Annotated in this window: 14 protein-coding genes; 9 read left to right on the plus strand and 5 right to left on the minus strand. The window is 60.9% G+C overall.

All coding sequences use genetic code 11. The features are described 5' to 3' along the window. Nucleotides 1-14 precede the first annotated feature (14 nt). From ACSOSP_RS19965 to ACSOSP_RS20005, 9 genes are all read left to right on the plus strand, one after another. Nucleotides 15-302 carry a hypothetical protein gene (locus ACSOSP_RS19965; RefSeq protein WP_455312611.1) on the plus strand — a complete coding sequence of 96 codons (288 nt, stop codon included), beginning with the start codon at nucleotides 15-17 and terminating at the stop codon, nucleotides 300-302. Nucleotides 303-328: 26 nt separating this feature from the next. Continuing rightward, a complete protein-coding gene (locus ACSOSP_RS19970; RefSeq protein WP_031363272.1) occupies nucleotides 329-745 on the plus strand; it encodes an organic hydroperoxide resistance protein in 417 nt (138 codons plus the stop codon). Nucleotides 746-960: 215 nt separating this feature from the next. Further along, nucleotides 961-1413, plus strand: a complete 453-nt coding sequence (locus ACSOSP_RS19975) for a zinc-finger-containing protein (protein ID WP_455312613.1) — start codon at nucleotides 961-963, stop codon at nucleotides 1411-1413. 120 nt (nucleotides 1414-1533) lie between these two features. After that, nucleotides 1534-1923, plus strand: coding sequence for a hypothetical protein (locus tag ACSOSP_RS19980; protein ID WP_455312614.1), 390 nt, complete (start codon nucleotides 1534-1536; stop codon nucleotides 1921-1923). Between the two features lie 286 nt (nucleotides 1924-2209). Next, a complete protein-coding gene (locus ACSOSP_RS19985) occupies nucleotides 2210-2875 on the plus strand; it encodes a hypothetical protein (protein ID WP_455312615.1) in 666 nt (221 codons plus the stop codon). Nucleotides 2876-3200: 325 nt separating this feature from the next. After that, complete coding sequence (locus tag ACSOSP_RS19990; RefSeq protein ID WP_455312616.1) at nucleotides 3201-3824, plus strand: ParB-like protein; 624 nt, start codon at nucleotides 3201-3203, stop codon at nucleotides 3822-3824. Between the two features lie 322 nt (nucleotides 3825-4146). After that, nucleotides 4147-5163, plus strand: a complete 1017-nt coding sequence (locus ACSOSP_RS19995) for a YncE family protein (protein ID WP_455312617.1) — start codon at nucleotides 4147-4149, stop codon at nucleotides 5161-5163. Nucleotides 5164-5171: 8 nt separating this feature from the next. Next, on the plus strand, nucleotides 5172-6137 hold the full coding sequence (locus ACSOSP_RS20000) for a sterol desaturase family protein (protein ID WP_455312618.1): 966 nt from the start codon (nucleotides 5172-5174) through the stop codon (nucleotides 6135-6137). Nucleotides 6138-6307: 170 nt separating this feature from the next. Then, nucleotides 6308-7171, plus strand: coding sequence for a cytochrome c oxidase assembly protein (locus tag ACSOSP_RS20005; RefSeq protein ID WP_455312620.1), 864 nt, complete (start codon nucleotides 6308-6310; stop codon nucleotides 7169-7171). A gap of 84 nt (nucleotides 7172-7255) precedes the next feature. Here ACSOSP_RS20005 and ACSOSP_RS20010 read toward each other — a convergent pair whose 3' ends face one another. Genes ACSOSP_RS20010 through ACSOSP_RS20030 form a run of 5 tightly spaced genes read right to left on the minus strand, consistent with a single transcriptional unit; the run spans nucleotide 7256 to nucleotide 14346 of the window. After that, a complete protein-coding gene (locus ACSOSP_RS20010; RefSeq protein ID WP_455312621.1) occupies nucleotides 7256-9298 on the minus strand; it encodes a CocE/NonD family hydrolase in 2043 nt (680 codons plus the stop codon). Continuing rightward, complete coding sequence (locus tag ACSOSP_RS20015) at nucleotides 9282-10931, minus strand: ABC transporter ATP-binding protein (RefSeq protein ID WP_455312623.1); 1650 nt, start codon at nucleotides 10929-10931, stop codon at nucleotides 9282-9284. The genes ACSOSP_RS20010 and ACSOSP_RS20015 overlap by 17 nt, the downstream gene beginning before the upstream one ends. Beyond that, nucleotides 10928-11758, minus strand: a complete 831-nt coding sequence (locus ACSOSP_RS20020) for an ABC transporter permease (RefSeq protein ID WP_455312625.1) — start codon at nucleotides 11756-11758, stop codon at nucleotides 10928-10930. The genes ACSOSP_RS20015 and ACSOSP_RS20020 overlap by 4 nt, the downstream gene beginning before the upstream one ends. Before the next feature lie 6 nt (nucleotides 11759-11764). Then, on the minus strand, nucleotides 11765-12712 hold the full coding sequence (locus ACSOSP_RS20025) for an ABC transporter permease (RefSeq protein ID WP_455312626.1): 948 nt from the start codon (nucleotides 12710-12712) through the stop codon (nucleotides 11765-11767). Continuing rightward, nucleotides 12712-14346: an ABC transporter substrate-binding protein gene (locus ACSOSP_RS20030; protein WP_455312627.1), complete on the minus strand. Its 1635-nt coding sequence runs from the start codon at nucleotides 14344-14346 to the stop codon at nucleotides 12712-12714. The genes ACSOSP_RS20025 and ACSOSP_RS20030 overlap by 1 nt, the downstream gene beginning before the upstream one ends. Nucleotides 14347-14449: the final 103 nt, after the last annotated feature.

Consider the following 14449-nt stretch of genomic DNA (forward strand, 5'->3'; position numbering starts at 1 on the left):
CCGGAGGCTTCACCATGAACAAACATTTTATCGGCGCGGCAATCATCGCAATCAGTGCAGCAATCGCCGCCCCCGCATTTGCCAGCAGCGGCTACGGTCCGGCGCCTCACTACAACCCGATCGTCGGCGCCCCCTCGTCGCAACGTGGTCAAAGCGCACAGACGGTCCGCGCCGAATTCGCGAGCGCTGAGACCAACGTCGATATCGCCAGGCACTCGTTTGGCGGCGTAAGCGAAACCCGTTCGCAATCAGGTATGCGCGAACTGCCGAATGACACCCGTGCGCCCTATCTACATCATTGAACTCAACAGCAAACAAGGAGCCAACCATGGCACAAGTTGAAAAAGTACTTTATACCGGCAAGACTCACACGACGGGTGGCCGTGACGGTGCGTCCCACAGCGATGACGGCCGTCTGGACATCGCCCTTTCCGCTCCTGGCAGCAAAGGCGCCGGCACTAATCCCGAGCAACTGCTCGCGGCAGGCTGGTCCGCCTGTTTTATCGGTGCAATGGGTCTTGCGGCGGCCAAATTAAAGCTTGCCCTGCCCGCCGGCACGGCAGTCGACGCTGAAGTGGACCTCGGTACGATTGCGGGCGCGTATTTCCTCCAGGCGCGGCTGAATGTGAGCCTTCCCGGTCTGGACCGCGAAGTCGCCCAGTCTCTCGCCGATGCCGCGCACCAAACCTGTCCCTATTCCAAAGCTTTGAGCGGCAACATCGACATCGTGATCACGGTGGTCTGAGCCAGACGCGTTTCCCTTGCGGCGTCGCTCCGTGGTCAAGCCGGTTCGATGCCGCATTGCAACTCATGTCGCTCGGTCAGCCGAGCCCCTTTCCGCCCGTAAGAATTCGTGGAAATCCGGGCGGCATCCCCATTCCATTCAGCTTGCCGCCTGTACCGTCGTGCACGAACATGGCTTTTGCTATATTCCGTGTTTTCTCTGGCAACCTTTCAATCATGCGAGTCGGCCGCCCGGTTCAAGCCCTGCCTCATCCGAATTGCGACTATTGCGGCGCAAAGGCAACGCTTGTGCGGCCCGGAGAGGCCGATTACCCGTATCAGGACGGGCACGGGCCGCTATGGCTATGCGCACCGTGCGAGGCCTGGATCGGGATCTTCGCGCGCAGTACCCGCAACCTCCCGCTCGGCCGGCTGGCGAACGCCGAATTGCGGGAATCGAAGGCAAAACTCCACGCCGCACTGGAACCCATGGCGGAGGCAAAGGCCAGGCGCGACGACGTCAGCATCTTCGAGGCGAGATCAAAGGGCTATAAATGGCTGGCCGGGGAACTGAAAATAGAGCCAAAAGCCTGCAACATCAATTTGCTCGACCTCGACCAATGCAAGGCGGCAGTCAGCGTAATTGAACAATTCGAACAAAATCGCCGGACTGCCACCCCTTCAGAATAACCGCGACCTGTACGTTAACCTGTGGACAACTCTCCCGACGACTCCATGGCCCGACCCCTACCGTTTAACCGCAGCGCACAAGCAACGCGTGTCCGCCTGTCCAAAATGCAGCTTCTTCCGATGCCCAGGACGGAAGCGGACACCCTTTCATTGCACGCTCATTGCGCACTGCAGGCACTGCGCGACGGAACCGGATGGATCGCCGGAACCCAATCCCTTGCAGAAGTCCTGATCCTGACGGCGTACGTCGCCGAGGCCGGATACGGACAAATCAGCCGCGAAGCCTGGTTGCAGAGCGAGGCAGCGCTAAACGCCGCGTTTGCGCAAGGCCACGCTACGGGCGTCTGGAAACTGGACGACGCACACTGCGAGCAGCTCGCCGGCGTCGTGTGCGTGCACGATGCGCAACTCCACAGCGCGCCGCTCGGCGTACTCGCTGCAGCGAGCGAGCGGCTGGAGCGCCTGAAAGTCGGCGAAGCGGACCCGATGCCCAAACTAAAGAGGGCATGAACAGGAAATCCGAATTTTCCCTGGACTAGCGCGTGACGGATTCGCCACGCCATCAGCCAGGTATTTGCGTCGCTCGCAGGAGCGGGTTTTCACTGTGTCAAATCTTCACAACACTGCATGCGTCCTTCATGAAATAAAGTGACATAGGTCATATCGAAATGATTAAATTGACCAAGCTGATTCCGACGTGACCGGACTTGCACCGCGCACAGGGAGTCGTCTAGTTGTGGATTGGCATCTGTGAAGACCGGCCGGAGACGCGCCGGTCAAATCTAGCGAGAGCACTATGTCGCCTTGGTTCGCCGTCGCCTTGGGCGCTGGAGTTTTCAGCGCGGTCGTCAACGTAACTTGCAACGTGGTTGCTCGCAAGCGCAACGCAACGCGCAGCGCCGCCGGGCGTGTTCACGCCGGCCGCCATACCGCACTGGCTGCAGCCATTAGCCTCGAAGAGTTCGCCCACCGCTGTCAGGTGACCATCGATCGCGCGGAACGCCGTGACCTGTCGGAGCAGCGGCACGTTCAGATGGGTGACATAGAGATACCGCCCTTCGCATTTTCCAATGACATTCAGTGGCGTGACCTCGACGCCGGAAAGGCATCGTACCTTCGTGCCTTCAGCGCCGATCAAACGCATAACGCCGAGCGGATCCAATCGAACGATCGATGCCCGGATGTTGACGAGTTCGCCGCATACATCAAAGGGCATTGCGCTGAATTCGGGCGGCGAGCCTGGCTGATGGCGGTTGAATTGCGCGAAGAAAACGAATTGGGCGCGGTCAAGGATCACGACTACCTGATCGAATTCGACGCAGCTATCAGCCGGTACATCGCGTGGGAACAGCGCCACAAAGTCCGCAAGACCGAGCATGTCTCCACGCCTTCACACGTGACTCAAAGTCCGCACCGTTCTGGAAACAGAGGACGGGGACTCGTCATGGGCGGCCCGGCGTAGGTCTGCGTTCGTCGTTGGTGATCAATGCCAATCCGCGTTTGGCGTGGCCGTGTGCGGGCGCTCAGCCCGTGAGGTTAGGCTTCCCGTATATTCTCACCCGTAGCCGGAAGTCGTTCACTCCGCTCTTGTCATTGTCGAAACGAGCAACAACATTGTTTCGAATTTTTAATTCGCATGCCGAATTAAAACGACAATGAATAACGTGTGGTTCAGCCGATCGATCGCTGCCAACATCGCCCTTCGCCCTTCGCCCACATCGCGTACGGAATTGTCGGCGTAAGGTAACCGCGCTATCGTTGCGGCAATTCAAATTCATGAGGCGAACATGGTCCTGCATCCCGACAATCACCTGATTCCCGCGAAACTCGCCGCATTGCGGCCCACGCAGATGACGGTGGGTTATCGCGAAGTCATCGCAAAGCGCGAGCACTGGAAAACGCTCAATAAGAAAGCACGCACCGAGGCCATTGCGTCTCACTGGTTTCCCGCCGTGCTCGGTCCCGGGAAGCTCTACTACATCGTGGACCATCATCACCTCGGGCTTGCATTGCTCGAAGAAGGCGTGAAGGAAGTGAAGGTCGCCATGCTCAAGGACCTCTCGTGGCTGGACGAAGCCATCTTCTGGCGCATGATGGAGCACAACCAATGGGTCCATCCGTTCGGTGCGGACGGTTCGCGATACGATTTCGAACATCTCCCCAAGATAGTGACCGGGCTGACGGACGATCCGTATAGAAGTCTCGCCGGCGAACTGCGCCGCGTGGGTGGCTTCGCCAAGGACGCGACGCCGTTCAGCGAATTCCTGTGGGCTGATTTCCTGCGGCCGCGAGTCGCAGAGAGCAAGATTCGCAAGAGCTTTGCGAAGGCGCTGGATCAGGCCAAAGCCGTCGCGCACACGCCAGAGGCACGCTATCTGCCGGGCTGGTCCGGGCTGACCGAAAGCCCGTGACGGACCTGCGTCGGCACTGCACGGGCCGACGCAATTCATCGATAAACGGAATGCGGGCGCCCCGGCGCCGGCTCATTTGGACGCCCGTGCGCCGGGCCGCGACCGCAAACAAAATCTGCGCCAGAAATATTCGGCGCAGGTTCGTTTCAAGCAAAAATGCGACAATCACGCATGATTCATCTGAATCCACGAGTCCGATTACGGAACTGAAAGTATCTGGGGCGTCGTTAGTTTGCCGATCTTCCTCCGTGCAGGATTCCACCTGAATTCGCGGCGCTCCTTCCTGTCAAATAGAAAGCCGATTTCCGAAATGCATACTCCCATGAAGCTTTCACGTCGCGCAGTGCTCGGCCGCAGCCTCGCCATTCCGCTGAGCCTGAGCCTGTCGCCATTTATGGCGCTCCGTTCTGAAATCGCCAGCGCCGCCGAAGGCTCGCTGGCCATCGTGATGAATTCCGGCGAAGCCAGTGTCTCGGTCATCGACATGGCCTCGCGCAAAGTCGTTCGTACCTTACCCACGCTACGCGAGCCGAGTCACTGGGCGCTTTCCCAGGACCGTAACAAGCTCTATATTGCCGATGCCAGCGGTAATGCGTTGTTCATCGTCGATCCGCATACCGGTACCGCGCTCGGTCACAAGGTCATAGCCGATCCTTACCAGCTTGGCTTTACGCCGGATCATCGTTACCTCGTTGTCAACGCGCTGCGGCTCGACTATGTCGATGTCTATCGCGCTGACGACCTGAGTCTCGTCAAACGTTTCTCGCCCGGCTCCATGCCAAGCCATCTGGATTTCTCACCTGATTCGCGCTGGAGCTTCAATTCAATGCAGGGCGCGGGAACGCTTGTTTCGTTCGACCTGACGACCATGGCAATTCGCTGGAAGTCGAAGGTGGGGTCAACTCCGGCCGGCGTGCTCTGGCACAACGGTAAGGTGCTTGTCTGCGTCATGGGAAGTGACCATGTAGCCGAGGTCGACCCGGTCACGGGTGACGTGCTGCGGCGAGTCAAGACGGGAGTCGGTCCGCACAACATTTTCCTCTCGCCGGACGGCAGCACGTTGTATGTGTCCAACCGCATTGGCGGCTCTTTGGTGGCCCTCGACCCCACCACGTTTGCGATACAACGCACGTATCCGTTCCACGCTGCAGGACCGGACGACATTGGCATCGCGCCGGACGGAAAGTTATGGGTCACGTTGCGCTTTCATGAACAGGTCGCAGTGCTGGACCCGAAAAGCGGCGCTTACGAAACCATTAATGTCGGACGCTCGCCGCATGGCATTTTCCTTAACTCCGAGTTGAGCCGTAAGGGCCCGATCACCGCGGAAACCTTGTAAGGAACGTCATGCTGATATTCCTCGACAGGTTGTTCAACATCCTAGCCGGCGAGATCGACCAGTACCTCGTGCTGCCGTTGCTCTATCACTTCGGCTGGATGCAGTGGGAAGAGCTGTCGTTCGACTGGGTACTAGTGTGCGTGTACGGGATGTTCGCGGTCATCGTCACCTATGCCGTCTGCTGGCCGCTGGAGGCGCTGTTCCCGATCGAGCACTGGGAAGATCGAAAGACGGTGATGACGGATGCGTTCTATACGGTGCTCAATCGCGTCGGTGTATTGCCGGTCGTCAGCTTCCTGCTGTTCTATCAGGTGCAGGTGTGGGTGAACGGTTTTGTGGTCGCTCACGGCTATATCCCGCCCACGCTGGAGACTGTCGTGCCGGTGCTGCTCGGGCATCCGATCATCACGTTTTTTGCGTACGCCCTGATTCTGGATTGCGCGGACTACTGGCGTCACCGTCTGTCGCACTCATGGCGAGGCTGGTACGCGTTGCATGCGCTGCACCACGCGCAAAGGCAGATGAGCTTCTGGTCCGACGACCGGAATCATCTGCTGGACGATCTTGTTGCGGCAATCTGGTTTGGCGTGGTCGGTCTGGCGATTGGTATTCCACCGCTGCAGTTCCCGCTGCTATTCCTGTTCATGCGCTTCATCGAAAGCCTGAGTCACGCCAATATCCGCCTGTCCTTCGGCTGGCTCGGCGACAGGCTGCTTGTCTCGCCGCGCTTTCACCGTCTGCATCATGGGTTGCGCGCGGCCGGCCGTAACTCCTGCAACTACGGCGCCGTTTTCCCGATCTGGGACATCGTATTTCGCACGGCCGACTTCTCGGCGGAGTACCCGCCGACCGGCGATCGACGCGCGCCTGAATCGATGGCAAGCGGCGGTTACTTCGCCCAGCAACTGGGCGGCTTGCAGTTTTTCCTCGATGAAATCCGGGCGTCATCGAAGAAGGCGCACCGGGGTTCTTGACGGTCCTGGCATCGCCGCTCAAGCAGTCCTGCATCTGATAACCGATGCCGGACTGCAACTACCCCGCCCGCGGTGACCGCCAGCGAGCCTTCCACCCGCTTGCTAACATGCGGTTCGCCCAAGGCGCAGACGCAAGCGCGTCAAGCCTCTCTTACCCATTCCGACCTGCCATGTCTCTGCTCAGCCTGCTCGCCCCATGGGAACCTTCTTTCGGGCTCGTGGCGGTTTTCGTGATTACAGCCTTACTGTATGCGCGAGGGTCGCGTCACGTTCGTATCAGCATTACCCGGCGGATAGCGTTTTGGGTTGGTCTCGCACTCTTCTACATAGCGCTTCACACACGGCTCGACTACTACGCCGAGCATGAGTTCTTCGTGCATCGGCTTCAGCATCTGGTGCTGCATCATCTTGCCCCGCTGATCCTGATGTCGTCCTATCCAGGCAGTGCACTCCGGGCCGGCCTGCCGTTGCGCTGGCGCAGCGCGCTGCGACGTTGGCAATACCGCAGGCCGGCGCGTGTACTTGCTGCCGTGGTGCTGAATCCGACCTTCATTTCGGCCGCGTTTGTCATCTCGGTGGTCTTCTGGCTGATTCCATCCGTGCAGTTCGTCGCCATGCTGGACTGGCGCATCTACACGTTCATGAACTGGTCGGTCGCGGTGAGCGGGCTGCTGTACTGGTGGATGCTGCTCGATCATCGGCCGCATCCGCCGAGCCGCACGCGGCCAGGCTTGCGCGTGTTGTCGCCGGTTATCACCATGACGCCCCAGATCCTGGTCGGCGCGATCATCACCTTCTCGGCGCATGACCTCTATCCGATCTTTACGCTTTGCGGGCGTGCGTTCACATCGGTGCCGGCGACGCTCGATCAAAGCCTCGGCGGCCTGATCATGTGGGTGCCGGCCGGCGTGCTCGAGGCAATCGGCGCCATGATGGCCTTGCGCAATCTGTTGCGTCTGTCCGAACTTCCGGCCCGCGTGCCACCCAAGGCACGGCCTCAGAAACGGCGAGCGAAGCCGGCGCTTGGGAATTGAGCGTACGGCGAGATCCGCCCACGCGTTCCGTTCGACATCTTTAACGGGTTCTCATCATGAGCGTTCCCCGCTCTGTCGCCGCGACTAAAGCAACAGGCGTGGAATAGTTTCATCCCAGCTACGCTCGCGCACCACCCGGCCGTTCTCCTCGGCCTGCAGCGAACCCGTCAGATAGAAGTGCTCCTTATCCGAAGACATATGTACTTCGCTGCGCACGTGGATGTCCCAGCCTTCTCGTCCCATGCGCAATGATTGCGTGAGCGTATAGCGGGCGCTAAGCGGATCGTTGCCACGGATTTTCAGAGAGCGCTTCAGGTTGTGCTCAACGGTTGTATCGATTTCTGTGAACCGCTGCACGCCCTCCCCAAAGAGGCCACCGATACCCTCCGTAACGTACGTCCACTCGCCCGTGGTCACGTCATAGGACGAGGTGCGCGTCATACTGCCGCTACGCACTTGCTCTGCAGGCGTCGCGGGACCTCGCTCCGGTGAGTGAAATTCGACTGGCAGCTCAAAGCCTTTAGTCTCGCGCACCGGCAGATGAAGCGCCGTATTGCCGAGCGCCACCTCAATGGTCGCGTCTTCCGGCGCGGGCCAGATCAGCGGCCAATAGGTCGTCGACAACGACAACCTGATCCGGTTGCCGACACCAAATTCATGCGCGCACGCATCGAGCGTCAGCCGTACGCGAACTCTTTCGCCAGGCGTCAAGGCGGCAGGTTCAGCGGAACCATCACGATGCGTCAGGTTGAATACGCCATAAGAAACACGCGTTGCCGCGCCGTCCGGCATCACCTCGGAGAGCCGCGCGCACAAGTAGGCGACCGGCCGGTCACTCGACACATCGATCTCGAGTTCCGGCATGCCCAGCAGCGCCAACGGCTCGGTCAGCGGCGCGCTGTCGAACACCTTCGCAAGACCATCGTCGATACGCTGGTCGGCGGGTGACTCGCCTGCAACGCCTGTACCCATCCATTCGCCGGCCGCCACGCCGTGGCCCTGAAGCGTGTGAACCAGCACTCGAGCGGCCGTGTCAGGCGCGGTTCGTGTCAATGTTCCATCGCCAAGGTACAGGCGCTGCATGGCGACAGAGGGGCTCGGCCATGCCGCCTCCGAAATCCATTTGCCCGGCGTCGTGGCGTAGGTGGTCTGCGGAGCACGCGCGCTCTCCATCCACACTCGCAACGCCGGACGCTCAGGCGTCGAGCGTGGACCATCGTCATAGTCAGGACGCAACCAGCGGTTCCACCACTCCACGGCTTCCTGCAAGAAACCCACCGCAGGCCCGGGTACGCCGTCGTGCGGATAGATATGCGCCCACGGTCCAATCAAGCCTTGCCGTGGCACCTGCAAGCCCCCCATCAGGCGGAACACGGCATTCGTATAACTGTCGGCCCAGCCGCCGACTGCGAACACCGGGCACTGTATCGCGGACCAATCCTCGCATACTGAACCATGGCGCCAGTAGTCGTCGCGGTGTTGATGCTCCATCCATAACGCGGGAAAGAACGGCAGTTTGTCGAGCCGTTCGATCCAGGCGGACCGCCATTCGTCTCCGTACAGCAACGGGTCAGGCGGACGTCCCTGATAGGCGAGCATGATGCTGCCCCACCACAGGTTGTCGTTGAGCAGGCAGCCGCCTTTGTAATGAATGTCGTCTGCGTAACGGTCGTCGGTTGAATAGACCGTGATGATTGCTTTGAGCGCAGGTGGCCTGCGTGCTGCGATCTGCAGCGCATTGAAGCCTCCCCACGATTTCCCCATCAAACCGACCGCGCCGCTGCACCACGGTTGGCCGGCAATCCACTCGATCACCTCCAACCCGTCGTCCTGCTCCTGCAGTAGGTATTCATCGGCCATGAGACCGTCGGACTCGCCGCTGCCGCGCATATCGACGCGCACCGCCGCGAATCCGTTCGACGCGAAGTAGTGATGCATCGGTTCGTCGCGTGACCGGGTGCCGTCGCGCTTGCGATACGGAATGTATTCGAGAATCGCAGGCACGGGGGAAGCGCCAGTCCCGGCGCCGTCCGGCAACCAGATACGGGCCGCGAGCCGCGTACCGTCTGCAAGCGGAATCCAGACGTGCTCGATCACTCGCACCGCCGGCTCATTGTTGCGCTGCATACTTCAAGTCTCCCGTGAACGTGTTCGATTCAGCCGGCCGCGCGCTCTGCAAGAGGTTTTCGTCGAGCCATCCAATCCGCAACTCGGGCACCGAGGCCAACAGCCGCTTCGTATAGGCATGACTCGGCGCATTAAATACGTCAGCCGTAGCGCCCTGCGCAATGATCTCGCCCTGGAGCATCACCGCCACGCGCTGCGCAATGCGCCTTACCGTGCCCAGATCGTGGGTAATGAACAGGTATGACAGCCCGATGCGTTTTTGCAGCGACTCCAGCAACGAAAGAATGCCGTCGGCGACGAGGGGATCGAGGGCGGACGTGACCTCATCGCAAATCACCAGGTCAGGTTGCGCCGCCAGCGCCCGCGCAATGCAAATGCGCTGCTTCTGCCCACCGGACAGCTCCGCCGGTTTCCGGTCGATGAACGCTTCAGGCAACTCCGTCAGCCGTAACAACTCCAGTACGCGCTCACGTACTTTATCTTTATGGATACCGAAGTAAAATTCCACCGGCCGCCCGATGATCTCGCCAACGGTATGCATGGGGTTGAGGGCGACGTCAGGCGACTGGTAGACGAGTTGGATACGCCGCTTGAGCTCACGCGAACGCTCGGCCAGCCGATGGGGCAAGGGCTCACCGCCGAACCGCAACACGCCGCTCTGCTGTTCGATCAATCCGACGATCGCTCGTGCAACCGTGCTCTTGCCGCTGCCGGACTCGCCAACGAGCGCCAACGTCTCACCGCGTGCGAGCTGCAAACCAACATCCCGAACGATCGCCTTGCCGTGATAACCCGCGTTCAGTCCTTCGATATCAAGCAGAGGCTCCGCCACATGCGCAGGACTGGCGCGCAAGGTGTCAGCCGCACTTCGTTCAGCAACCAGACGCCGTGTGTATTCATCGCGCGGCGCGTTCAGCACCGCGTCCGTCGTGCCTTCTTCCACCATCCGGCCGCCGCGCAACACCATGATCCGGTCGGCGACCTGCGCGACCACCGCCAGATCGTGCGTGATGTAGAGCGCGGCAGCGCCGAACTCACGCACGATCCTGCGCAGCACGACCAGCACTTCGATCTGCGTGGTCACATCGAGCGCCGTGGTCGGCTCGTCGAGCACAAGGATTGATGGCTTGCACGACATCGCCATAGCCACCATCGCACGTTGCAGCTGACCGCCCGAGACCTGATGCGGATAACGCCGCCCAAACGTATCCGGGTCGGGAAGGTCGAGTGACGCGAACAACTCTCGCGCCCAGGCCCGCGCTTCGTCGCGGCCCATCAATCCATGCCGCAACGGCCCTTCGCAGACCTGCTCGCCAATGGTCAACGCCGGGTTGAACGCAGCGGCTGCGCTCTGGGCCACATACGCCACCTTCGTCGCGCGCAGCGCACGTTGCCGTTGCGGCGTTGCGCCCAGGATGTTCTCGCCGGCGAGCCACACTTCGCCACCTGTGATCCGGCAACGGCCGCGCGCATAACCGAGCGCGGCGAGGCCGATCGTCGATTTACCCGCGCCGGATTCGCCGATCAACCCGAGCACTTCGCCTTGAGCGAGCGTGACATCGACGTTGTCGACCAGTACCTGGCCGTTGGGCGCCTCTACCCGCAACCCGCGCATTCTCAAGACCGGGTTCATGCGATCACTCCCGCCTGCCCCACTGCCCGGACTGACAACAGCCAGTCGACGATCAGGTTGATACCGATCGTCAGCAGCGCGATCGCCGCAGCCGGCACCAACGGCGCAATGCCGCCGAAGTTGATCACCTGCGCGTTGTCGCGGACCATGCCGCCCCAGTCGGCATAGGGCGGCTGGATACCTAGCCCGAGGAAGCTCAGGCCGGCCACGAACAGGATCGTGAAGCCGAAGCGCATGCCGAATTCGGCCAGCAGCGGTGGCACTGCATTCGGCAGGATTTCACGGCGGATGATCCACGAGAGCCCTTCTCCTCGCAGTCGCGCCGCTTCCACATACTCTTGTACGGCGATGCCCTGCGCGACGAGTCGCGCGAGCCGGAACACACGCGTTGAATCGAGAATCGCGATCGTGCCGATCAGCACCGGCATCGACGTGCCCAGCACCGACAGGATCATCAGCGCGAAGATCAGGACCGGCATCGCCATGAGGGTATCGACGATTCTCGACAGCACCTGATCGACCTTGCGTCCCAGCACCACGGCCGCAAACCCCGTGACAATGCCGAGCGAAAAGGACAGGAGCGTGATCGCGAGCGCCAGGCCGAGCGTTGTACGCCCGCCGTACAACAGACGCGAAAACATATCGCGCCCGATGCTGTCGGTGCCGAGCCAATGACCGGCGCCGGGCATCATCCATACGTCACCGATCGTTTCGGTCTCTCCGTGCGGCGCAATGAGCGGCGCAAACAGCGACGCCATCGCGATGACCGCGACCAGCACCATTCCGATCACCGCGCTCATGGGCGCTTCTTTACCGAACACTTTCATTACCTCTTACCTCGCATGCCGCAAGCGCGGATTGGCCCAGACCGCTAGCACGTCGGACACGGTGTTCAGCCCGACATAAGCCGTGGCGAACAGCATTCCGCAAGCCTGCACCACCGGCAGGTCACGCTTGGATACCGCGTCCACCATCAACTGCCCGACGCCCGGATAGACGAACACGACCTCGACCATGATGACGCCGACGATCAGGTAAGCCAGGTTGAACGACACCGCGTTGATGATCGGCGCGAGCGCATTGGGCAGCGCGTGGCGCACCACAATCCATGACTTGGGCAAACCCTTGAGGATCGCTGTTTCGGTATAGGCGCTGCCCATCACCGCAAGCACGGACGCTCGCGTGGTGCGCAGCATGTGGGCGGCTACGACGAACAGCAGCGTGAGCGTTGGCAACGTGGTCGCGTAGATGCGCTCGGAAAACGCCATGTCGGGCGACACGGCGGCCAGGCTCGGCAGCACGGGAAACTTGACCGCGAGCAAGAGCAGCAGCACATAACCGACGAAGAACTCCGGCATCGATACGCTCGCAAGCGACAGCACGCTGGCGGCGCGATCGAAGAGACTGTCTTGCCATATTGCGGACGCTATACCGACGAGTACCGACAGCGGCACCGCGACAAGCGCCGCATAGCCCGCGAGAAACAGCGTGTTGTACAGCCTCGGCAGCAAGTCCTCGCTGACCGGACGTCCGTTCGTCAGCGACGTCCCAAGGTCTCCATGCAGGAAATGCAGCAACCATAGCCCGTAGCGTTGCAGCGCCGGGTGGTCGAGACCGAGCGACGCCCGCAGCGCCGCAACCGTTTCCGGGGTCGCCGACTGACCGAGGATGGCAGAAGCCACGTCGCCGGGAAGCAGTTCGGTGCCCACGAAGATCAGCACCGAGACAAGCCACAACGTCAACACACCCGCCAGCACCCGCTGCAAGACAAGCCGCTTCATTAGGACTCCAGCCAGACGTGTTCCGCGAGCCTGCCGCCCATGAAGTTAAACAGCGGATGCGGCGTGGCGCCCTGCAGCTTGCTGCTGGTTGCATCGATATAGTCGGCGAAGAGCGGGATCATCGCGCCGCCGCTGTCGCTCACCATGAGTTGCATCTCACGGTACATCTCGCGGCGTTTGGTATCGTCGAGCATCGCACGGGCTTGCAGCAGCAAAGCGTCGAACTTTGGATCGCGCCAGTGCGTGTCGTTCCATTTCGCGTCGGACTTGTACGCGGTCGAGAGCATCTGGTCCGCCGTCGGCCGGCCGCCCCAATAACCCATGCAAAAAGGCGCCTGCATCCACACCTTGTCCCAGTAGCTGTCGGCGGGCTGGCGGCGGATGGAAAGCTGAATACCCGCGGGCGCGCACTCGCCCTGGAACAGCGCAGCCGAATCCACTGCGCCTGCAAACGCTGCGTCGGACGTCGACAATTCGAGCTTCAGCTCGGACAAGCCAGCCTTCTTCAGATAAAACTTCGACTTGTCGGGGTCGTACGCATGCTGAGGCACATCCGCGGCGTAAAAGCGGTCGGTCTTCGGAATCGGATGATCGTTGCCGATGGACCCGTAACCGCGCAGGATGGTCGTCAATTGCTTCTGGCGATCAATGCCGTATTTGACCGCGAGCCGTACGTTGTTGTCCGCGAACGGCGACGCGGCGCAGTCCATCAAGAACGTAAAGTGCTGGCCACCTGCTGAACGCACGATGTTGACCGTCGGGCTGCGCTTGAGCAGGTCGACGGTCTTGAAGTCGACCCGGTTGATGGCGTGGACCTGACCCGAGATCAACGCGTTGGTGCGCGCCGTGGCGTCGTTGATCACGATCAGTTCGACTGCATCCACATAAGGGCCGTCGCTCTTCCAGTAGTGCGGATTGCGCTTGAAGAGCGACCGTACTCCCGGCATGAACTCGCCGAATACAAAGGGACCAGTACCGATCGGATGACTCCAGTCCTTGAAGCCGTTCGGCACCACCAGCAGGTGATAGTCGGACAGCAGGTAAGGCAGGTCCGCATTGCCGCTTTTCAGCTTCATCGAAATTTGCAGCGGATCGATCTTCGTGATCTCGGTCACGTCCGCGAGACTCGACTTGATCGCCGACTTCGACGCATCGCCGCGATGCAGGTTGATCGAATAGATCACGTCGTCTGCATCGAGCGTCTTGCCGTTATGGAACACCACGCCCTTGCGGACCTTGAGAATCCATTCTGCAGCACCGGGTTTCGCCTCCCAGCTTTCAAGCAATTCCGGCTGCGCATGCATCTTTGCATCGATCTCGACCAGGCCGTTCATGAGCATGTAAGCCTGGTTGAGCGGGACCCAATCCGGCAGCAGCGTTGGATCGATCGAGTCTGTCGTGTTACCGCCGCCCATGCCGAGCTTTAGCAGGCCACCGCGCTTAGGCTGCGGCGCGGCAAGCGCGCTGGCCGGGACGATCAGGCCAAGACCCGCGCTTGCGCCCAGCGCCGCAGCACCTTGCAAAAACTGACGGCGGCTTACCTGGCCTAACTGGCTTGGCTGACTTAACTGGCGATCCGGATTCTTATGCAGCGGCAGGTGAAACGAGTCCCCTTGATCGTCGAACGGCTTCATGCTTGAGCTTCTCCTCATGGTGTCAACGCGCGGGATTGGGGATGCGCACCGGCTTGGTCTTTCCAGGCGTTCCCTTATCGGACAACGGGGTCAGAGCGGCGAC

Source organism: Caballeronia sp. KNU42 (assembly GCF_053760385.1).

Bases quoted from the DNA above. Each gene is read 5' to 3' on its own strand.
- ACSOSP_RS19965 (WP_455312611.1), top strand. From the start codon at position 15: ATGAACAAACATTTTATCGGCGCGGCAATCATCGCAATCAGTGCAGCA.
- ACSOSP_RS19970 (WP_031363272.1), top strand. From the start codon at position 329: ATGGCACAAGTTGAAAAAGTACTTTATACCGGCAAGACTCACACGACG.
- ACSOSP_RS19975 (WP_455312613.1), top strand. From the start codon at position 961: ATGCGAGTCGGCCGCCCGGTTCAAGCCCTGCCTCATCCGAATTGCGAC.
- ACSOSP_RS19980 (WP_455312614.1), top strand. From the start codon at position 1,534: ATGCCCAGGACGGAAGCGGACACCCTTTCATTGCACGCTCATTGCGCA.
- ACSOSP_RS19985 (WP_455312615.1), top strand. From the start codon at position 2,210: ATGTCGCCTTGGTTCGCCGTCGCCTTGGGCGCTGGAGTTTTCAGCGCG.
- ACSOSP_RS19990 (WP_455312616.1), top strand. From the start codon at position 3,201: ATGGTCCTGCATCCCGACAATCACCTGATTCCCGCGAAACTCGCCGCA.
- ACSOSP_RS19995 (WP_455312617.1), top strand. From the start codon at position 4,147: ATGAAGCTTTCACGTCGCGCAGTGCTCGGCCGCAGCCTCGCCATTCCG.
- ACSOSP_RS20000 (WP_455312618.1), top strand. From the start codon at position 5,172: ATGCTGATATTCCTCGACAGGTTGTTCAACATCCTAGCCGGCGAGATC.
- ACSOSP_RS20005 (WP_455312620.1), top strand. From the start codon at position 6,308: ATGTCTCTGCTCAGCCTGCTCGCCCCATGGGAACCTTCTTTCGGGCTC.
- ACSOSP_RS20010 (WP_455312621.1), bottom strand. From the start codon at position 9,298: ATGCAGCGCAACAATGAGCCGGCGGTGCGAGTGATCGAGCACGTCTGG.
- ACSOSP_RS20015 (WP_455312623.1), bottom strand. From the start codon at position 10,931: ATGAACCCGGTCTTGAGAATGCGCGGGTTGCGGGTAGAGGCGCCCAAC.
- ACSOSP_RS20020 (WP_455312625.1), bottom strand. From the start codon at position 11,758: ATGAAAGTGTTCGGTAAAGAAGCGCCCATGAGCGCGGTGATCGGAATG.
- ACSOSP_RS20025 (WP_455312626.1), bottom strand. From the start codon at position 12,712: ATGAAGCGGCTTGTCTTGCAGCGGGTGCTGGCGGGTGTGTTGACGTTG.
- ACSOSP_RS20030 (WP_455312627.1), bottom strand. From the start codon at position 14,346: ATGAAGCCGTTCGACGATCAAGGGGACTCGTTTCACCTGCCGCTGCAT.